Below are 20,924 nucleotides of genomic sequence, written 5' to 3' on the forward strand. Positions count from 1 at the left end.
TCCCTACACCGGAGAAAAAAAGAGCAGGATCTATCAGTTACCGAAGGATCTTTTTAAGTAAATATGTTTTCGCCTGACATTATCGGTCAAAAATGAACAGTTATCGGCCAAATCCAAAGTTTTAACGGCCAAACTGGCCAGTTTAACGGCCATGCAGCGATTTTAAGGATTTGAACCTTACAAAAACAGCCGCCCCACCCGGGACGGCTGCACAAGCAAGATTACTTGCTCAAGTTATAGAAAGATTTTAATCCATCATATACAGCTAAATCGCCAAGCTCATCTTCGATGCGAAGAAGCTGGTTGTATTTAGCAATACGGTCTGTACGTGACATTGAACCAGTTTTGATCTGGCCAGCGTTTGTTGCAACAGCGATGTCAGCGATTGTAGCATCTTCTGTTTCACCGGAACGGTGAGATACAACTGCTGTGTAGCCTGCGCGCTTCGCCATTTCGATTGCTTCGAATGTTTCCGTTAATGTACCGATTTGGTTCACTTTGATCAGGATTGAGTTGCCTACGCCCTGCTCGATACCTTGAGCAAGCTTCTTCGTGTTTGTAACGAATAGGTCATCACCAACAAGCTGAACTTTGCCGCCGATGCGGTCAGTTAATTGCTTGTGGCCTTCCCAGTCGTTTTCGTCAAGACCATCTTCAATTGAGATGATTGGGAACTCGTTTACAAGCTCTTCGTAGAAGTTAACCATATCTTCTGAAGTCAAGCCAGTACGGCCTTCGCCTGCAAGATCGTATTTGCCGGTTTCTTTGTTGTAGAACTCAGAAGAAGCAACATCCATTGCAAGGTAGATGTCTTTGCCCGCTTCGTAGCCAGCATTAGTGATTGCTTCAATAATGACTTCAAGAGCTTCACGGTTTGAGCCAAGGTTTGGAGCGAATCCGCCTTCGTCACCTACAGCTGTGTTAAGGCCTTTGCCAGATAAAACTTTCTTTAATGAATGGAAAACTTCAGCACCCATGCGGATTGCTTCTTTGAAAGTAGGAGCACCTACAGGCATGATCATGAATTCCTGGAAGTCCACGTTATTGTCAGCGTGAGATCCGCCATTGATGATGTTCATCATTGGTGTTGGAAGCTGCTTCGCGTTGAAGCCTCCAAGGTAACGGTATAAAGGAAGTCCTACAGATTCTGCAGCAGCATGCGCACAAGCCATAGATACACCAAGGATTGCGTTTGCGCCAAGCTTTCCTTTGTTTTCAGTTCCATCTAATGCGATCATAGTGCGGTCGATGCCAACCTGGTCTGTTACATCCAAGCCGATAACAGCGTCAGCAATTAGGTTGTTCACGTTGTCTACTGCTTTTTGAACACCTTTTCCAAGGTAACGGGACTTGTCGCCGTCACGAAGTTCTACTGCTTCGTGCTCACCAGTGGACGCTCCCGAAGGAACGATGGCACGGCCAAAAAATCCTGATTCTGTTAAAACTTCAACTTCAACTGTTGGGTTCCCGCGGGAATCTAATACTTCACGAGCATATACTTGTTCGATAAATGGCATAGTAATTCTCTCCTTTTTTATAAAAAATTATTTCAGTAAAGTTATTTTTTCAATAAAGAGGTTCCTGTCATTTCGGCAGGCTTTTCCAATCCAAGCAGATCCAGGACAGTTGGAGCAAGGTCTCCTAAAATTCCGTCTGCGCGAAGTTCTGCACCATCCTGTGTAACGATGACTGGAACTGGGTTTGTTGTGTGAGCGGTCATTGGGCTGCCTTCCAAGGTAACAACTTCATCAGCATTGCCATGGTCAGCTGTGATGATCGCTTTTCCGCCTTTAGAAATAATCAGATCAACAATTTTGCCAAGGCATCCGTCAACTGTTTCAACCGCCTTGATCGTTGGCTCAAGCATGCCCGAGTGCCCCACCATGTCCGGATTGGCAAAGTTCAGGATGATTGCATCGAAATTATCAGCCTCTATTTCCTTCAGCAACGCGTCCGTCACTTCATAAGCACTCATTTCAGGCTTAAGGTCATAGGTAGCTACTTTCGGTGAATCGATTAGGATCCGCTCTTCGCCAGGGAATTTCTCTTCACGTCCGCCGCTCATAAAGAACGTCACGTGAGGGTACTTTTCTGTTTCCGCAATGCGGAGCTGTGTTTTTCCATTTTGCGCCAGAACCTCACCCAGGGTGTTATCAAGGTTGGTCGGTTTGAACGCTACATATCCGTCAACTGTTTCACTGAAGTGGGTTAAACAAACGAAGAACAAGTCTTCAGGATGTCCTGGCCCTCTATCAAATGAACGGAAATCTTTATTTGTAAAGGTGTTCGAGATCTGGATTGCCCTGTCAGGGCGGAAGTTATAGAAAATGACTGCATCATTTTTCTTAATTGTTGCAACCGGTTTACCATCTTCTGCTGTTATGACAGATGGAATGACGAACTCATCAAAGATACCATTTTTATAGTTATCTTCAACTAATTCCAGGGGATCGCTGTATGATGGGCCATCGCCATACACCATGGAACGGTATGACTTTTCAACACGCTCCCAGCGTTTGTCGCGGTCCATGGAATAATAGCGTCCGGAAATCGTCGCAAATTCGCCGACACCGTATTCCTTCATTTTTTCCTGCGCTTCTTTAATGTAGCCTGCTGCCGTTTGCGGGCCAACATCGCGTCCATCCAGGAATCCATGAACATAGACATTCTTCACGCCTTCTTCAGCGGCCATACGAAGCAGTGCGAATAAGTGCTGAATATGGCTGTGAACGCCTCCATCTGAAAGAAGTCCCATCAAATGAAGATCCGTGCCATTCTTTTTAACATGGTCAATCGCAGAACGGAACGTTTCGTTTTTCTCAAACTGTCCTTCACGAATGGCCACGTTTACTCTTGTTAAGCTCTGATAAACAATCCGGCCTGCACCAATATTTAAGTGGCCTACTTCAGAGTTTCCCATTTGCCCTTCCGGAAGACCTACTGCTTCACCGCTTGCTGTCAGCGTTGCGTTAGGGTAGGTATTCCAGTAGCGTTCGAAGTTTGGCTTCTTTGCCTGGGCAACGGCATTTCCCATCCGCTCGCCACGCAATGCGAAGCCATCTAAGATGATTAATGCAACTGGAGATTTACTCATTCTTGCCTGCCTCCAATAATTGAAGGAATGATTGCGGCTCAAGGCTTGCGCCGCCTACAAGCGCTCCATCAATATCAGGCTGGCTCATATATTCTTTAATATTTGCAGGCTTTACGCTGCCGCCGTACTGAATGCGGACTGCGTCAGCTGCAACTTGGGAAAATTGCTTCGCAACTACAGAGCGGATATGTGCACATACTTCGTTCGCATCTGCTGATGTTGAAGACTTGCCAGTTCCGATTGCCCAGATTGGCTCATACGCAATAACTGTCTGTTTTACCTGTTCTTCTGTTAATCCATTAAGCGCCTTTTCCACCTGAGAGCCTACAAGATCCATTGTTTCACCGTTTTCACGCTGTTCAAGCGATTCACCGACACAAACAATTGGAGTTAAATTGTATTTAAAAGCGGCCAAAGTTTTTTTGTTAACGGCCTCGTCTGTTTCATTAAACATTTCCCGGCGCTCGGAATGACCAAGGATTACGTATTTAACCCCGAGATCCTCAAGTGCTACAGGGCTAATCTCGCCTGTAAAAGCGCCGCTTTCTTCAAAGTGCATGTTTTGCGCGCCGATTTCCACATCATAATTCTTTGCGCCTTCAACAAGGCGCTCCAAGAATAGCGCAGGAGCACATACAACGGTATCTACCTGCTCTTTCCCCGGTACTAAGCCATTAATTTCCTCAAGAAATACTTTCGCTTCCGGAAGTGTTTTATGCATTTTCCAGTTTCCTGCGATAATTGGTTTACGCATGTTGCACGTCCTTTCATGCTTTTTATTATTGTCAAAAAACAGGGCTTAACAGCCCGGGTAATAAATTATTTATCGTTTAAAGCCACTACGCCAGGCAGAGCCTTTCCTTCCATAAACTCAAGGGAAGCGCCGCCCCCTGTTGAGATATGGCTCATGCGGTCAGCAAGATGGAACTTCTCAACTGCAGCTGCAGAATCCCCGCCGCCGATGACTGAATATGTATCATTTGCTTCTGCTAAAGCCTCAGCCACAGCTCTTGTGCCGCCAGCGAATTTTTTCAATTCGAACACACCCATTGGGCCGTTCCAGATTACAAGCTTTGAATTCTGGATTACATCGCTGTAGATTTCACCCGTTTTAGGTCCGATATCAAGGGCTTCCCAGTCAGAAGGAATTTCTTCAATTGCTACTGTCTTAATATTGGCTTCTTCGGAAAAATCGTCTGCTACCACAACATCAACAGGCATATAGAAGTTCACGCCTTTTTCTTTTGCTTTTTCCATAAACGATTTTGCAAGGTCAATCTTATCTTCTTCCAATAGAGATTTCCCTACTTCATGGCCCTGTGCTTTTACAAATGTATAGGCCAGTCCGCCGCCAATGATCAGGTTGTCTACCTTTTCAAGAAGGTTTTCTATTACGCCGATCTTATCTTTAACCTTTGCGCCGCCGATAATGGCTGTAAATGGACGCTCAGGATTTGAAAGAGCTTTTCCAAGTACATCAAGTTCTTTTTCCATTAATAGTCCTGATACTGCAGGAAGATGATGCGCAATTCCTTCCGTTGAGGCATGTGCACGGTGTGCTGCTCCAAAGGCATCGTTCACATATACGTCAGCAAGCTCAGCAAATGCCTTTGCAAGTTCAGAATCATTCTTTTCCTCTCCAGGATAGAAACGCACGTTTTCAAGAAGAAGAACATCCCCTTCACTTAGCGTGTCAGCCATTGCTTTTACAGAATCGCCATATGCTTCATCGGCCTTCTTCACTTCTTTGCCAAGAAGCTCGGACAAACGCTTTGCTACTGGTGTTAAACGCAATTCTTCAACAACTGAACCCTTCGGACGGCCCAAATGGCTTGCTAAGATTACTTTAGCACCCTGGTTAGTCAAATACTCAATTGTTGGAAGAGCTGCACGGATACGGGTTTCGTCTGTAACCTGTCCATCCTTCATAGGTACGTTGAAATCAACGCGGCAAAAAACTCGCTTACCTTTTAACTCCACATCTTTTACGCTTTTTTTGTTCACAGCAAAAGGACCTCCTTACTAGAAAAGCGGAAGCGCCTTGCCCGGCGGCTAATAACTTGAGCCTCCAGGTTCCGGAGCTAAACACCATCCAGTTAAATATTTTTACTTTTTGCTTTAAAACAAAAGGGAGAGGGATTGTTTCCCTGCTCCCCTTTTACCCTTATCCATTATAGACGTTAGCGATTTTAATATCCAACAAGATGAGGTATTTTTTTAGAGAAAAAATTCACCTTGAGAATGCTTCGCAAAACGAATATTTTTCTGGTAAAGATTTATCTATTAAAGTCCTTTTTGAGCGATGTAGTCAACAAGGTCAACTACACGGTTAGAATAACCAGACTCGTTGTCATACCAAGAGATAACTTTTACCATGCTGCCTTCCATAACCATTGTAGACAGTGCATCAATTGTAGAAGAAGCTGGGTTACCATTGTAGTCGCCAGATACTAATGGCTCTTCGCTGTATGCAAGGATGCCTTTTAGTTCGCCTTCAGCAGCTGCTTTAAGAGCGCTGTTTACTTCTTCTGCTGTTACATCTTTGTCAAGCTCAGCAACAAGGTCAACAAGAGAAACGTTTGGAGTTGGAACACGCATAGCTCCACCGTTCAATTTGCCTTTAAGTTCAGGCAATACTAGAGATACTGCTTTTGCAGCGCCAGTAGTTGTTGGGATGATGTTTTCTGCTGCTGCACGGGCACGGCGGTAGTCTTTGTGCGGCAAGTCAAGGATTTGCTGGTCATTTGTGTATGAGTGAACAGTTGTCATCATACCGTGCTTGATTCCAAAGCTGTCGTTCAGCACTTTTGCAAATGGAGCCAAGCAGTTTGTTGTACAAGATGCGTTAGAGATTACATGGTGGTTTGCAGGGTCATATTTATCATTGTTAACACCCATAACCACTGTGATGTCTTCGTCAGTTGCAGGAGCTGAGATGATTACTTTTTTCGCGCCAGCTTCAAGGTGTTTCGCAGCGTCAGCACGCTTTGTGAAACGGCCAGTAGATTCTACTACTACTTCTACGCCAAGATCTCCCCATCCTAATTGAGCAGGATCGCGCTCAGCAAGTACTTTTACTTTATGGCCGCCAACAACAAGATAATCGCCGTCAACTGTTACTTCTTCATTTAATGTTCCGTGTACGGAATCATATTTTAAAAGGTGTGCAAGCATGTTTGCATCTGTAAGGTCATTTACTGCAACAACCTCTACGTTAGGGTTTTTAAGAGCGGCACGGAAAACAACACGCCCGATTCTTCCAAATCCGTTAATACCAACTTTAACTGCCATGATTATTTCCTCCTTAGAAAGGTAGATTTAAATATTTGAAAAGGGATTACCCTTTTAACAACTGTTTTGCTGCACCTTCATCTGTCACTAAAATGGTAGAGGATGGTGCCCGTTTCATGTATGCCGCAATGGCTTTTGCCTTTGATGAGCCGCCTGCCACTGCAATGACATGTTCAATATGGGATAGGTCATCCAGCTGAAGGCCGATGGTCTGAACCTTATGTACAACCTCGCCGCCTTCATTGAAGTAATAGCCAAAGGATTCTCCTACTGCTTGGGCATGCTTGATTTTAACAAAATCTTCTTCACTGGTTTTGCGGCGTTCCGCCATTGTAATAGCGTCCCCAATCCCGTGTAAAACCATGCTTGCAGATTTGATCTGAGTGATTACTTCTTTAATATTGGGTTCTTTAATGATGCTTTCATACATCTCCCTGCTCACCTGGTCCGGTACATAAAGGACGCGGTGTCTGGAATCTGTATGATCAGCCATTTTTGCACAAATGGTGTTAGCCTGATTTTTAACATCTTCCCCAATTCCGCCCCGTGCCGGCACAAACAGCCAATCCCGTTCAGCAAGATCAGGGGTTAGCATCTCTGCTACGGCTGCCATTGTGGATCCGCCGGTAACTGCGATGATATTTTTGCCTTTGAGCCTTGATTTCATACACATCGCTGTGGCCCTGCCAAGCTCCTGCTTCACCCATGGAGATTCATCGCTGTTTCCGGAAACAATGATCGCCTGGCGAATGCCAAGTTTTCGGGATAATTTCTGCTCCATTACGGCTATACCCGATATATCCCTCATTATTCCTTCAAGAGCTTCAAGCAAATCCTTGCCATCGGCAGAAAGGCTCATTCCCGTACTTGAAATGCGGATCAGGTTCTGGTCTTTTAAAAATTCAACCTCACTTCTCAGCACTCTTTCCGTCAGGCCCAAACTTACTGCAAGGCTCCTTCTTCCAACCGGCTCCATCAGCCCTATATAATAAAGGATCCCATGGCGCTTCTGCATAACCGCAAGCATATCAGGCAATAATCTTTTTTGAATATCAATTAGTGAGTACATCCGGAAAGCTCCTTCATCATATGTGGTCATTTTTTGTCCCGCATAGACATATTATGTCCCACTTACCACAAAAAAAATCACCCTTGCTTCTCTTTCATAATAGCAAGAGTGAGTATTGAAATCAACTGATTAATCTCAGTTTTTTTCTGTAAGCGCTTCACTTAGCGTAATGACATCAATATGCCCGAACTGCACTTCATCCCCATCAATTTCAACAACCGGGATCATGAGCCCATACTTCTCTGTCAGTTCATCGCTCCCGTCAATGTCTTTCTCAATTAAGTTAAAATCGTACTCTTTCTTTAATTCCATTATTACATCCTTGGCTTTATCACACAGCGGGCATCTGCTGCGTGTATAAAACACGACCTCTGGCTGTTTCAATCAGCAAATCTCCTTTGTCAGTCATACCTTTTCCGTTTAGATGATGATGGGATGCCCAGCTGATCCCGATATTTTGCAATCGTCCTTCTGCTGACAACCATCCCCTCTTCTTCCTTCAGCAGCTTCACAAGCTCCTGATCGGATAAAGGCTTTTGCTTATTTTCCTTTTCTATCATTTTACCAATAATCGTCTTGACCTGCTGTGAAGACGTATTTTCATCGGATGTAGTTTTAATCGTGCTTGAGAAGAACGACCTGAGCTCATACGTCCCATATGGCGTTTGCGCATATTTTTCACGGACAGCACGGCTGACAGTTGATTCATGAATATCGAGCTCATCTGATATTTCCTTCATGGTCATCGGCTTCAGATGTGAAGGTCCTTTTATAAAAAAGTCCTGCTGTTTTTCAACGATTTTAAGGGTCACATTCGCAAGAGTCTCTTTTCTCTGCTCTATGCTCCTCATGATCCATTGATAATCCTGCTGCTTTTCCTGAAGAAAGCGGCTGACATTCCGGTCTCCAGAGGCCGCAAACTTTTTATAATAACCTTCATTAAAACTGATTTTAGGAAGCACTTCATCAAAAACACTTACAGAAAAAGAGCTTCCATCCCACTGAATTATCACGTCCGGTGTTATATATGCGGATTTCTCACTTTGGAAGGATGAAGCCGGCCGTGGATTCAAGGTCTGCACGAGGTCGAATACCTCCTGAATCTCTTTTAGCTCCACACCAAGCTGCCTGGCAATCTCTTTCCATTTCTTCTCCGCAAAAAAGGTAAAGTATTCATCTATAATGATTTCAGCCAGTTCATTTCTCTCTGGCAATCTCTTAATCTGCAGGGAAAGGCACTCCTGAAGATTCCTGGCGCCAACACCAGCAGGCTCGAGTTCCTGCAATTCTTCAAGCATCTGTTCCATATTTACAAGAGGCATCTGGAGAGCCTTGGAGGCTGTCTGTAAGTCTGCTCGCAAGTAACCGTTTTCATCAAGGCTCTCAATAAGATGCTCAATTACTTTTTGTTCGTCCTTGTTTAATTTCAAATGAAGCTGCGACTTCAAATATTCATCCAGCATCATCGTCTTTCCGCAGCCAATCTGCTCAATCCAATTAATTTTATCTTTTTCGACTTTTATTCTTGTCGGTTTGACACGGTCATAACGTGGATCCATCGTCTGGACTTGACCGGACTCTACTTTTAAAAGGGGATTTTCAAGTGCCTTGCTTTCCAAAAAAGCAGAAAGCTCCTGTGTGCTGTATTGCAGAAGGGCAATCGCCTGCGTCAGCTCCTGTGTCATTGTTAATTTCATTGTCTGCTGCTGCCATAACCCAGCTTTCAAATTCATCATACATTCCCCCTGTCCTCATTTTACAATATTCCCGGTAAATGTTGTATGGAAATATCTTGGCAAATACAATCACACCGGCACTTCTCCATCTTTCTGAATACTTCACAATATGCATGGAAGAGGGAAGAATATTCATTTTTCATGGTGAAAACTGCGGATTTTAAGGATTTTTTTGAAATTCAGGCTTAAATTTAGGAAGTTTTTTAGATTTATGTGCGGATAGATGAATCTTATTTGCGGATAAGGGCCATTTTCTTGCGGATAAATTTTTTTATGTGCGCATAGCTGAATTTATTTACGGAAAGCGAAAAAAGTAAAAACTCCCTGTCCAAATCAGACAAGGAGTTTTGGCAGCGCCCTCGGCAGGAATCGAACCCACATCTTAAGAACCGGAATCTCACGTGCTATCCGTTGCACCACGAGGGCAGTATTTTTATAGCTGGCTGACCAAGCGCTCAGCCGCTACGATAACTAATTATATGATATGTTTATTCACTTTGCAAGTCTCCTTTTTGTTTAAAAATTGGAACAATGGGTATCATGGAATGAGATAGCACAGCACAGAAAAAAGTGTCGAACGAATCAGACACGATTTCCATGCGATTTGTTTGACCTTAATTGACCATCAGTGTATCATGATAATACATAGGAGTTAAAGAATTTTCTTTACTTGGAAGAACATGCTTGATCATCTTGTGTGATGACCTTATCTTGAAGGAGGAATTGGAAAATGAACCTAATCCCTACAGTTATTGAACAAACAAACCGCGGGGAGCGCGCTTATGATATTTACTCCCGCCTTTTAAAAGACCGCATCATTATGCTGGGAAGCGCAATCGATGACAATGTGGCAAACTCAATTGTTGCCCAGCTTTTATTCCTTGAAGCTGAAAACCCTGAAAAAGATATATCCATTTACATTAATAGCCCAGGCGGAAGCATTACGGCTGGTATGGCTATTTATGATACGATGCAATTCATCAAGCCAAAGGTACAAACCATCTGTATCGGAATGGCAGCATCCATGGGTGCTTTTCTTCTTGCTGCTGGTGAGAAAGGCAAGCGTTTTGCCCTTCCAAACAGTGAAGTCATGATTCATCAGCCGCTAGGCGGAGCCCAGGGACAGGCGACTGAAATCGAAATCGCTGCAAAGCGCATTCTTTTCCTTCGCGAAAAACTAAACACAATTCTTTCAGAGCGCACTGGACAGCCGCTTGAAGTCATTGCGAAAGACACTGACCGCGATAACTTTATGACAGCTGAGAGAGCTCTTGAATACGGTTTGGTTGACCAAATCATTACAAGAAACTCTTTGGATGAGAAGAAAGATAAATAAAAAGAATAAAAAAACAACTCGCATCTTCCCGATGCGAGTTGTTTTAGTTTTCCTTTTGAATATAGTTCGCAAGTGCCTCAAGAGCTTCGTTTTCGTCGTTCCCTTCGGCCTTGAGGGTAATGACTGATCCTGAGCTTACAGCCAGGCTCATCAGCCCCATTATGCTTTTGGCATTTACCTTCTTACCGTCCTTCTCCAGAAATATATCGGATGAGAACCGATTGGCCTCCTGTACGAACAATGCAGCCGGACGTGCCTGTAATCCTGTTTTCAGCTTAACCTCAACCTGTTTTTCCGCCATTGTATATCTCCTCCCTGCTGATCCCTCTGTCAGTGAGCATCTATAGTGTCGCCCACCCGGAGTTTCTCAGCGATTTCATCTATTTTTCTTAATCTGTGATTAATACCCGATTTACTGATATTCCCGCCTGAGACCATTTCCCCAAGCTCTTTTAAAGTGACATCCTGGTAAGCTACACGCAATTCAGCAATTTCCCGCAGTTTGTCAGGCAGAACCTGAAGTCCGACAGTTTGATCGATGAACCGGATATTTTCCACCTGGCGCAGCGCAGCTCCGATTGTTTTGTTTAAGTTCGCTGTTTCACAATTTACGAGTCGATTGACCGAGTTTCGCATATCGCGGACAATCCGGATGTCTTCAAATCGGAGCAGAGCTGCGTGTGCACCAATAATATTTAGGAACTCCGTAATTTTTTCGGCTTCCTTTAAATACGTGATATAGCCTTTTTTCCGTTCAAGCGTTTTGCTGTTCAGCCCGAACGTATTCATCAGTTCACACAGGGAGTCATTATGCTCCTTGTAAAGTGAAAATATCTCCAGATGATAGGAGGAGGTCTCCGGATTATTTACCGATCCCCCGGCAAGGAATGCACCGCGCAGATAAGAACGCTTACAGCATTTCTTTTTAATGAGCTCCTTGGAAATATCGTGTGTAAATACGAATCCCTCACTTAAAATTTTAAGATCATCCAGAATCATGCTGGCCTGTTCCGTTAGCCTGACAATATAAACATTGTTCTTTTTCAGCCGCATTTTTTTCCGGACCAGGAGCTCGACCTGAACGTTGTAATTCCTTTTAATCAGAGTGTAAATCCTTCTTGCAATTGCTGCATTCTCCGTCTGAATATCCACAATCAATTTCCGGCTGGAAAAAGAAAGTGAACCATTCATCCTGATCAAGGCGGACAATTCCGCTTTGCCGCAGCAGTCTTTTATTTCCAGGTTCGTCAATTCTTTTTTCGTTTCCGAAGCGAAAGACATCCCTTCACCCCCTATCCGCAAAAGCGCTAAGCCAGTAGCATATAAAAAGATATTCTTCACTGAGCAAACGTATGCACAGTTTATTTTTTACCGGCAAAAGCCCTTTCACACCTGTATATTACGCGTTAAAACGCCTATTGGTTTCATGTAAAAGTAAATTATATAGCATTTGGGCAACTTCTTTTGTATCATGGCGAATGATCCCGCCTTCGTGGCTGACAATTTCACCGTGTATAATTTCAAGGCCCAGTTCCGTAAGAGCGCCTGTATCATATACAACAGGCTTCGCCATTTCCTCGCTGTACCGCTCCTGAATATGGGCAGGAATTTCCTCATTGTTTACCAGAATGGTATTGATAAAAGCACAGTCCATATGATCATACAGTGCTTTTACATGATTACTTGCCGTATAATCGAGCGTCTCTCCTGCCTGAGTCATTAAATTGCATATATACACCTTTTTCGCTTTAGAATGACAGACTTCACGTCCCAGTCTAGGGACAAGCAGGTTTGGAAGAATACTGGTATATAAGCTTCCTGGCCCTATGATGATCATATCAGCCTGTCTGATTGCCTGCAGTGATTCTGGCAGGGCTTTAATATTTTTAGGCGTTAAAAATACCCGTTTAATTTTTTTGCCGGAATAAGGAATCTTTGATTCTCCCGATACTATGGTCCCGTCTTCCATTTCGGCATGAAGGACCACACTCTGGTTGGCAGCCGGCAATACCTTTCCCCTTACGTTTAACACCTTGCTCATCTCCTGAATTGCATGAACAAAGTTTCCTGTAATCGAGGTCATGGCCGCCAGAATTAAATTGCCAAGCGAATGCCCGGATAACTCATTGGATGTCGCAAAGCGGTGCTGGAACATCTCCTCAATAAGCGGCTCCACGTCTGAAAGAGCTGCCAGCACATTTCGGATGTCACCGGGCGGCGGGATATGAAGATCATTTCTCAATCTTCCTGAACTGCCGCCATCATCGGCAACTGTCACAATGGCAGTAATATCAACAGGGTATTGTTTCAATCCCCTTAAGAGGACAGGAAGCCCTGTTCCTCCACCGATGATGACGATTCTTGGCTGTCGGTTCATTTGATGTTTTCCTTTCTCCTCTCGATGTCACGGTGCGTGATTGCCGTATGGTAATCCTTGCTGAAGTGGTCAGCAATATATTCTGTCAGCGCCACCGAGCGATGCTGGCCTCCCGTACAGCCGATTGCAACGACCAATTGAGCTTTCCCTTCCCGTTTATAATGCGGAAGCATGAAGCTCAGCAGCTCCGTAACCTTTTCGAGAAATTTACTTGTTTCGGTCCATTTCAGCACATAGCTGGATACCTCTTCATCTAATCCTGTCTTCGGCCTCATATGCTCAATATAATGCGGATTCGGAAGGAACCGGACATCGAATACCAGGTCGGCATCAATTGGAATTCCATGCTTAAAGCCAAAAGACATGACATTAACCGTAAATATAGTTTTTCTATTCAATGAGAATTCCGTTAGAATTTTCTCGCGCAATTCCCTTGGTTTCATTTGTGATGTGTTATAAATAAGCTGGGCCCTGCCTTTTAATTCTTCGAGCAGCTCCCGTTCAAGCTTTATGCCTTCAAGAGGCAATCCTGATGGTGCAAGGGGATGGAATCGTCTTGTTTCTTTATATCTTCTGACGAGCGTCGAATCATCTGCATCAAGATATAAAATTTGCGGGGTGACCCAGGATGTCTCGGATAATTCATCCAGCGCTTTAAATAAGTGGTCAAAAAATTCACGGCCGCGCAAATCCATCACCAATGCCACCTTATTCATTTTATTCCCTGATTCCTTCATAAGTTCAAGGAATTTCGGCAGCAGAGTCGGCGGCAAGTTATCTACACAGAAGAAGCCAAGATCTTCAAAGCTTTGGATTGCTACTGTTTTCCCTGCCCCTGACATCCCCGTAATAATCACCATTTGAGTATCATTAACTGCACCCGTACTCATTCATAATTTCCCCCTGTATCTGTCAAATTCAGCTTGGATCCAGCCTGTAACTAAGCAGTTCAAAATCAGGCGTATACGTAAACGTTCCATAAATCATGCCCTGTCCATGAATCATATACTCCAAAATATGTGAATCTCCGGCAGCCATCGGCAGATTCTTAATCTCTGAAAACGGATGCCAGCGAAGCTTGCCTTCCTCTGATTCATCCAGGTTCAGCCCATCAGAAGCTGTAGCAAGGAAAGTAAACATCATCCACTCCTGTACAACCTTATCGCCATCCTTCATGATGAACGTGAAAATGCCTTTAATATTCGGATTGCGCAGATAAATGCCTGTTTCTTCCCTGAACTCACGGATGCACGAGTCCCTCACTGATTCACCCGGCTCCATCTTTCCGCCCGGAGCCACCCACCAGCCTCTTCTCGGCTTCTGTAAAAGCAATACTTTATCGTCTTTCAGTAACACACAGTTCGTGACTCGCTGCAACACATTTCACCTCGAATTTTCCGAAATCATACCGCTGCCGCCTTTTCATGAAATCGCTTAAAGTAAGGGCTGGCTAACGTTCTTTTCTTATTCATTTCATTATACTATTTTTGTCTTAGAGCCACAATGAATACAGGTTTCCAAAAAACATTCTTCAAAACATACTGTTACGCAAAAAAAGAGCACAGGCATGTGCCTGTGCTTTAAAAGGATTATATCTTTAAAAGGGGGTCAATTTCTATTCCTATATTACCCGAAATTTATTTCATGAAGGTTACAGGAGAATTAAAACCGCATGACTTTTTGTAAATCTTTTCAACCAGTGGCTATTTTTTCTAAGTAACAAAAGCAGAAGCGCCTTGCCCACCCCCGACACCTCGAGGGGGCAGGCGCTGAGCTGGACGTAAATAAAAGGCATACAGCCCATAGGACCATATGCCTGCTCACATTATTTCTTCGCTTTAAGGCGTTCTTGCAATTCTTCCACATAGTGCTGGGCACTTTGAGCAGCGATGCTTCCATCACCTGTCGCTGTAACAATTTGGCGAAGGGATTTTTCGCGGATATCCCCGGCTGCAAAAATGCCTTCCACCTTTGTTTCCATTCGGTCGTTTGTTTCGATATAGCCATTGCTGTTCGTGATGCCAAGGCTTTCAAATGGCTTGGAAAGAGGAACCATGCCGATATAAATGAAGACACCATCTGCTTTGAATTCTCTTTCATCCCCTGTTTCAGTAGATACAAGCGTTACGCTGCCTACTTTTCCGTCCTTATCATTGACTTCCTTCACTGTAGTGTTCCAGATAAAGTCAATTTTTTCATTATCAAACGCACGCTGCTGCAGAATCGCCTGCGCACGAAGCTGGTCCCGTCTATGAACGATTGTCACTTTAGAGGCGAAACGAGTCAAATATACGCCTTCCTCAACAGCAGAGTCACCGCCGCCGACTACAACAAGCTCTTTGCCTTTAAAGAATGCTCCATCACAGACTGCACAATAAGATACACCGCGTCCGCCAAGCTCTTTCTCACCAGGAATGCCAAGCTTTTTGTATTCGGCACCAGCAGAAATAATGACTGAGCGTGCTTTATATTGCTTCGATCCAGCAACAACAGTTTTATATTCTTCGCCGTCAATGATTTCTTTAATATCTCCATACGCATATTCAGCGCCAAATTTCTTCGCATGATCAAACATTTTGGTGGATAAATCCGGCCCTAAAATATGGCCAAAACCAGGATAGTTTTCAACTTCTTCTGTATTGGCCATTTGTCCGCCCGGAACACCGCGTTCAATCATTAGAGTAGACAGATTTGCACGAGATGTATATACAGCTGCCGTCATTCCTGCCGGGCCAGCGCCAGCGATAATGACATCATAAATTTTTTCTTCAGTCACAGCGATTCACTCCTTCAGTAATCAGAAATCCTGTATTTTAAATAAAATACTCTATAAATACGCATATTATAGTATGACCTTCTTACTGTTATCCTATAAAATTGGCACGTGTTTCGTCCAAACATCTGCTCACTGAAGGCGGTCGTTCACCGATTTTACATATTTACCCATCGTCGAAGCGGAAATGCCGTATCTCCCTGCAATTTTTGATTGGGAAACCTTTTCGTTTCGAAGCTTATGCCAGACATACTCAATGGCTGCAGCCCAGGCCTTATTGTTTTTTATATTCTGGCGGTTATTTGTCAATTCAGCAAAAATGGTAAACCACATTAAATATAGGCCGGCCTCCACCGTGCCGATCGGATGGTAGTTTTCATAAAACAGTTCAGCTGTCTCATGCGCAGCCTGAACCTGTGCAGGCACTTTCCGGTCTGTTTTCACAAAAGAAAGGTATTCCTTCTCCATAGCAGAAAACTTATTGTTTCGTACAATTGCTTCAGAGATCAAAATTTCATCTCTTCTGCTGGATACTGACGTAAGGAAAAGGCCGAATAGCCGCTCCTCGATATAGTCGCTTTCCAGCTTTTTTAGAATGGAAGAATAATGATCTTCAAAGCCGCTGCTGGTCACTTTTTCATCGTTCCAGGGCTCAAAGCCTTCTTTTTCCGGATTAATCTCGATGGCTTTCTTCCAAGCTGTTTTCGCCATCTCTTCACGGCCGGTGAAATATGCGGAATAGGATAGCCAGTAATAAAACGGCCCGTCCCCTTCAAAGCCTTTCTTTTGAAGCTTGCGAAGCCATGCGAAGGCAGCCTCATACTCGCCGGTTAAGGCAAAGGTGGCACCAAGCTTGAACTGATGTTCAATTGAAAGCGGCTTAATTTTTTTCAGTGCCTCTTTCAACAAGCGCACATGCCTGAAATCCCGCTCGTAAAAAGCAAAGACAAGCTTGTTGCACAGAGCGTGGAGATTACCCGGATTTTCTTCCAGCACCTTCTCTAAAATATCTGCTGCCTTTTGGACTTCTCCAAGGTAAAAATACGCCAGGGCCAAATTGTTGTATGCGGACCAATACTCCGGATACTCATCAATAACAGAGTTCAGGATCTCAACCGCTTTTGGAAAATGACCGGACTCCAGCAATTCCCGTGCGTGTTCCTGCTTCGTAATCAGGTCATCCTGCTCGTAGAGCTCCTCATCCAAATCTTCCGCTTCAAGCGTCAGAAGTTCCAGCAGATCCTCTGTATCTTCCGTAAACTCTCCGTCCCGATCCAAATCCAGATACGTGTTTGCATGCGTGTAAGCATCCTTGAAAAGACCCATATGAGCATAGTTGTTGGCAAGGAAATAATGGCATTCCACCATATCCTCATCAAGCTCTTCCAATATCATATGAAGCAGCTGATTCGACTCCTGATACTCACCCATTTCTGAATGAACAATCGCAAGCTGGCAGATAATCATCGGTTCACCCGGCTCAAGCTGCATCGCCCGCATTAAATATTTCTTTGCTTTATGAAAATCCCTGCGGTGGTACGCCTTAACCCCTTTGGAAAAGTAGTACTCACCATTCGGGATAAATGACAGTAATTTTCCCTTTTGGTGTCTAGCTTTAGAGTCTTTACTCATGAAATCCTCCATAAATGTTAGTAACTAAAGTAGTATATCACACGAACAAGCCTGTGGAGAAGGGAAGAAATGACAATACTATTTCCCATCGGAATTTTTTATTGGAAATCTTATCGCGATTATGTTTTAAAGGGCTGCTGCGGTGATTTAATAGTGGAGTTAAATTCGGAGATTAACTGGTAGTTTGGAGGCGGGTGATAGCAGCGGCCTTTGTTGGTGCCGGTGTGGGGGAGGCTGAGGAATCTAATAATCTTCTGGATATATGAGGAGATTTTAGTTGAAGGAACTTCCAAAAGTCCTTATTTGTAATCAAAATCTGTAAGTGGGTTTAGGATCCAGCTTATGAAAATAAAAGTGGTGACAGCCTGCAGTACTGGCTGCTTCCTAATTTGGGCTCCAGTAGTTGGTGATGAGGCTGCCACCACATGCAAAAAGGACTTTAGAATTAAAAGCGGGAAATGTTCTCCGTTTCCGGCTGCATTTCTCTTATATAACCTTCTTGCCTTTTGAATTGCTTTCTTTCACTTTCTCCTCCCAAAAATCAGCACCTTTAATGCCAAGTTTAACAGGATCGAAGACTGGTTCAATGCCCGCTTTCTTCTGTTCTTCATAATCTTTAAACACTTTTAAGGCTGTTTTAGTCAGGAACAGAATAGCGACTAAGTTAAGCCAGGCCATACTTCCGAAGCCAAAGTCTCCGAGCGCCCATAATAGGGATGCATTTTCGACACTTCCTAAATAGATCATTCCCAAGAAAACAATCATTAAGCCTGTTTTAAGCCATTTCAGATTTCTCTTTCTGCCAAGGTAAACGAGGGTTGTTTCAGAAATATAGTAGTAAGCCATCAGAGTTGTGAAGGCAAAGAAGAAGATAGCAATTGCAACAAACAAACCGCCAAACCCAGGGATAACGCTCTCAACGGCCGCCTGTGTCCACATTGGTCCAGCTTCTACACCTTGGATGTTTTCAACAATCGGCTGCTTTCCTTCTGGCGTAACGCTATACATGCCGGTAATTAGAATCATAAGTGCAGTAGCTGTACAAACAATGATGGTATCAATATAAACTGAGAATCCTTGAACAAGACCTTGTTTTGCCGGATGGGATACATCTGCTGCGGCTGAACTATAAGTTCCTTCCCCTACACCCGCAACGTTAGAGAATACTGCTCTCTTAACGCCCCATGCAATCGCTGCACCGAAAATACCGCCAAACATTTCGTTTGCACCAAATGCACTTGAAATAATCAGCCAAAGCATTGCTGGAATTTCTGCTGCATTTGCAAATAAAAGAACGAAAGTGATAACCACATACCCTAAGGCCATAAAAGGGACAACTTTTTCCGCAACAGTAGCAATTCGCTTAACGCCGCCAAAAATAATGATGCCAAGTAATACAACAAGAATGATTCCAGTGATGCTTTTATGGAGACCAATTGTATTTTCGAAACCAACAGCAATCGTATTGGCCTGAATCCCTGGTACTAAGATTCCGTAGCAGAGGGTAACAACAATCGCAACAAACACCGCAAACCATTTCATATTTAAACCTTTTTCAATAAAATAAGGTGTTCCACCCCGGTACTGCTTACCATCTTTTACTTTATAAACCTGAGCAAGAGTGGATTCAATAAAGGCACTTGCTCCTCCTAATAAGGCCATGACCCACATCCAGAAAACCGCTCCCGGACCGCCAAATGCAATCGCAGTAGCAACCCCAGCTATATTTCCAATACCGACCCGGCCGGCTAAAGCCATTGAAAACGCCTGGAAAGAGGACACACCCGACTCTGGGTTACCCTTTTCTAAAAGAAGCTTAATCATTTCCTTGAAATATCTAAATTGCACAAAACGTGTCATAATAGAAAAAAACAATCCGGCGCCAAGCGCGAACGCTACCAGTCCAAGACTCCAAACCATCCCCGACGCTTTATTCACTAATTCTTCCATCTTATTCCTCCTATTCAAACCTAAGTAGTTAGTTCCGTCTCTTTTTATTTGTAATATTAATAATTTTCAGACATGCAAGAGTATAAATGGGACAATGGAACAAAACGCTGCCCCACTCCCATCCAATTACACAGGATTGATTGTCCAATTGTTCCTTATAATTACTCACCATGCCTGATGTTAACAAATACACTTTTCACTTCCGTATAATTTTGCAGGCCATATTCTCCGCCCATTTCGCGGCCAATTCCTGATTGTTTGTAGCCGCCGAAAGGCATAGTTTCCCATTCAAGACCAAAATCATTAATCCAGACTGTACCTGATTGCATCTTGCTTGCAATATAATGTCCCTTTTTCATATTTTCTGTCCAGATACTTGCAGCTAAGCCATAGTCACTATCGTTCGCCCGTTTAATGACCTCTTCAATCGTATCGAAAACGAAAATGGACATGACTGGTCCAAAGATTTCTTCACGCGCAATAACCATATGATCTTGTACATCAGCAAAAATGGTTGGCTGTACAAAATATCCTTTTTCAAATCCTTTTTCGCCCCCTGCCACGAGGCGCGCACCTTCTTTCTTCCCATGTTGAATATAATTAAGAACAGTTTGATGCTGTTTTGCTGAAACAAGCGGGCCCATTTCCGTTTCGGGGTTCATTCCATCACCTAACTTCAATGCTTTCGCCCGTTCCGCTAAGGCTTTTACTACATGATCATAGATGTTTCTTTGTACAAATACACGTGTACAGGCACTGCAGTTTTGCCCATGATTGTACATCGTTCCGTTAAATACCCCTTCAATTGCTTCCTCAAGATTAGCATCCTCTAAAACAATGGCTGGAGATTTTCCGCCAAGCTCCAGCGTAACATCTTTAATTTGATCTGCAGCTTTTTTCATTACTTCTTTCCCAACAGCAGTTGATCCTGTGAATGCTACCTTATCGATATCTTTATGTGCAGTGATTGCTTCTCCCGCAATCCTGCCCGTTCCTGGCACAATATTTACAACACCATCCGGGAACCCGGCTTCTTTGAATAGCCTTCCTGCGTAAAGAAGAGATAATGGTGTTTCAGTTGCCGGCTTAATCACAACCGTACAGCCGACTGCAAGTGCAGAGCCGAGCTTCCAGGCTGCCATGGCAAGCGGGAAGTTCCAAGGAATAATTTGGCCTGCTACCCCAACCGGCTCGTGTACTGTATAGGTTACATAATTCTTTGAAACCTGAGTTGTCTTGCCAAATATTTTCGTGGCCCAGCCCGCATAATATCTAAAATGCTGGATTGTTCCGTCGATATCATCTGCCAAGGCTACCTTGTAAGGCTTTCCGTTATCCAATGATTCCAGTTGTGCAAGTTCCTCTCGATTTTCTTCTAAGAGATCCGCAAATTTATAGATTAGATGGGAGCGTTCTGCGGCATCCATTTTTGTCCATTCGCCTTCATCAAATGCCTTTCTTGCAGCAGCTACCGCAGCATTAATATCTTCCTCTTGCGCTTCACTTACTTTTGCAATCACCTCTTCGTTTGCAGGATTAACAACGGAAAATGTTTTGCCGCTGATTGCCGGTACATAGTTACCGTTAATGTATAATCCTTTCACACCCTCCAAGAATTCTTGAACTTTCGGTTTTAAATTGTAATTTGTTGCTTGCATATTCCCAC

The 20,924-nt window shown here is 43.8% G+C and carries 18 protein-coding genes and 1 tRNA gene; 1 reads left to right on the forward strand and 18 read right to left on the reverse strand.

The features are described from left to right. Positions 1-221 precede the first annotated feature (221 nt). The 9 genes from eno to ACR42H_RS23690 form a co-directional block, all read right to left on the reverse strand. The gene (eno, locus tag ACR42H_RS23650) at positions 222-1,517 is read right to left on the reverse strand and encodes a phosphopyruvate hydratase (RefSeq protein WP_113883698.1); all 1,296 of its coding nucleotides are present in this window, start codon (positions 1,515-1,517) and stop codon (positions 222-224) included. Between the two features lie 41 nt (positions 1,518-1,558). Continuing rightward, the gene (gpmI, locus tag ACR42H_RS23655) at positions 1,559-3,094 is read right to left on the reverse strand and encodes a 2,3-bisphosphoglycerate-independent phosphoglycerate mutase (RefSeq protein ID WP_113883699.1); all 1,536 of its coding nucleotides are present in this window, start codon (positions 3,092-3,094) and stop codon (positions 1,559-1,561) included. Beyond that, complete coding sequence (gene tpiA / locus ACR42H_RS23660) at positions 3,087-3,848, reverse strand: triose-phosphate isomerase (protein ID WP_113883700.1); 762 nt, start codon at positions 3,846-3,848, stop codon at positions 3,087-3,089. The genes gpmI and tpiA overlap by 8 nt, the downstream gene beginning before the upstream one ends. Positions 3,849-3,913: 65 nt before the next feature. Continuing rightward, positions 3,914-5,098 (reverse strand): phosphoglycerate kinase, encoded by a 1,185-nt coding sequence (locus ACR42H_RS23665; RefSeq protein WP_113883701.1) that lies wholly within the window; start codon positions 5,096-5,098, stop codon positions 3,914-3,916. A 279-nt stretch (positions 5,099-5,377) separates the two neighbouring features. After that, on the reverse strand, positions 5,378-6,385 hold the full coding sequence (gap, locus tag ACR42H_RS23670; RefSeq protein ID WP_436373550.1) for a type I glyceraldehyde-3-phosphate dehydrogenase: 1,008 nt from the start codon (positions 6,383-6,385) through the stop codon (positions 5,378-5,380). 46 nt (positions 6,386-6,431) lie between these two features. Next, positions 6,432-7,454 (reverse strand): sugar-binding transcriptional regulator, encoded by a 1,023-nt coding sequence (locus tag ACR42H_RS23675; RefSeq protein WP_436373552.1) that lies wholly within the window; start codon positions 7,452-7,454, stop codon positions 6,432-6,434. A gap of 135 nt (positions 7,455-7,589) precedes the next feature. Beyond that, positions 7,590-7,838, reverse strand: coding sequence for a glutaredoxin family protein (locus tag ACR42H_RS23680; protein WP_436373554.1), 249 nt, complete (start codon positions 7,836-7,838; stop codon positions 7,590-7,592). 17 nt (positions 7,839-7,855) lie between these two features. Beyond that, positions 7,856-9,187, reverse strand: coding sequence for an RNA polymerase factor sigma-54 (rpoN, locus tag ACR42H_RS23685; RefSeq protein WP_436377056.1), 1,332 nt, complete (start codon positions 9,185-9,187; stop codon positions 7,856-7,858). Between the two features lie 357 nt (positions 9,188-9,544). Next, positions 9,545-9,616, reverse strand: a tRNA-Arg gene (locus ACR42H_RS23690). A 304-nt stretch (positions 9,617-9,920) separates the two neighbouring features. On the opposite strand from ACR42H_RS23690, the gene clpP reads away from it, so the two are divergent. After that, positions 9,921-10,526, forward strand: a complete 606-nt coding sequence (clpP, locus tag ACR42H_RS23695; protein ID WP_113883705.1) for an ATP-dependent Clp endopeptidase proteolytic subunit ClpP — start codon at positions 9,921-9,923, stop codon at positions 10,524-10,526. A gap of 43 nt (positions 10,527-10,569) precedes the next feature. Here the strand turns inward: clpP and ACR42H_RS23700 are convergent, their stop codons facing one another. The 9 genes from ACR42H_RS23700 to ACR42H_RS23740 form a co-directional block, all read right to left on the reverse strand. After that, positions 10,570-10,827: an HPr family phosphocarrier protein gene (locus ACR42H_RS23700; RefSeq protein WP_009331822.1), complete on the reverse strand. Its 258-nt coding sequence runs from the start codon at positions 10,825-10,827 to the stop codon at positions 10,570-10,572. Positions 10,828-10,856: 29 nt separating this feature from the next. Next, entirely contained in the window at positions 10,857-11,807 is a 951-nt protein-coding gene (gene whiA / locus ACR42H_RS23705) for a DNA-binding protein WhiA (RefSeq protein WP_113883706.1), read from the reverse strand. A 118-nt stretch (positions 11,808-11,925) separates the two neighbouring features. Next, a complete protein-coding gene (locus tag ACR42H_RS23710) occupies positions 11,926-12,903 on the reverse strand; it encodes a gluconeogenesis factor YvcK family protein (protein ID WP_113883707.1) in 978 nt (325 codons plus the stop codon). After that, positions 12,900-13,793: an RNase adapter RapZ gene (rapZ, locus tag ACR42H_RS23715; protein WP_113883708.1), complete on the reverse strand. Its 894-nt coding sequence runs from the start codon at positions 13,791-13,793 to the stop codon at positions 12,900-12,902. Before rapZ ends, ACR42H_RS23710 begins: the two co-directional genes overlap by 4 nt. A 28-nt stretch (positions 13,794-13,821) precedes the next feature. Next, positions 13,822-14,280: an 8-oxo-dGTP diphosphatase gene (locus ACR42H_RS23720; RefSeq protein WP_113883709.1), complete on the reverse strand. Its 459-nt coding sequence runs from the start codon at positions 14,278-14,280 to the stop codon at positions 13,822-13,824. Between the two features lie 448 nt (positions 14,281-14,728). Continuing rightward, positions 14,729-15,679: a thioredoxin-disulfide reductase gene (gene trxB, locus ACR42H_RS23725; RefSeq protein ID WP_113883710.1), complete on the reverse strand. Its 951-nt coding sequence runs from the start codon at positions 15,677-15,679 to the stop codon at positions 14,729-14,731. A gap of 129 nt (positions 15,680-15,808) precedes the next feature. After that, positions 15,809-17,308 carry a tetratricopeptide repeat protein gene (locus tag ACR42H_RS23730; protein ID WP_113883711.1) on the reverse strand — a complete coding sequence of 500 codons (1,500 nt, stop codon included), beginning with the start codon at positions 17,306-17,308 and terminating at the stop codon, positions 15,809-15,811. Positions 17,309-17,794: 486 nt separating this feature from the next. After that, complete coding sequence (locus ACR42H_RS23735; RefSeq protein ID WP_436373559.1) at positions 17,795-19,258, reverse strand: alanine/glycine:cation symporter family protein; 1,464 nt, start codon at positions 19,256-19,258, stop codon at positions 17,795-17,797. Between the two features lie 161 nt (positions 19,259-19,419). Continuing rightward, a complete protein-coding gene (locus ACR42H_RS23740) occupies positions 19,420-20,916 on the reverse strand; it encodes an aldehyde dehydrogenase family protein (RefSeq protein ID WP_436373560.1) in 1,497 nt (498 codons plus the stop codon). Positions 20,917-20,924: the final 8 nt, after the last annotated feature.

It is taken from the genome of Cytobacillus sp. BC1816 (genome assembly GCF_051353635.1).
Lineage (GTDB): Bacteria > Bacillota > Bacilli > Bacillales > Cytobacillaceae > Cytobacillus > Cytobacillus oceanisediminis_C.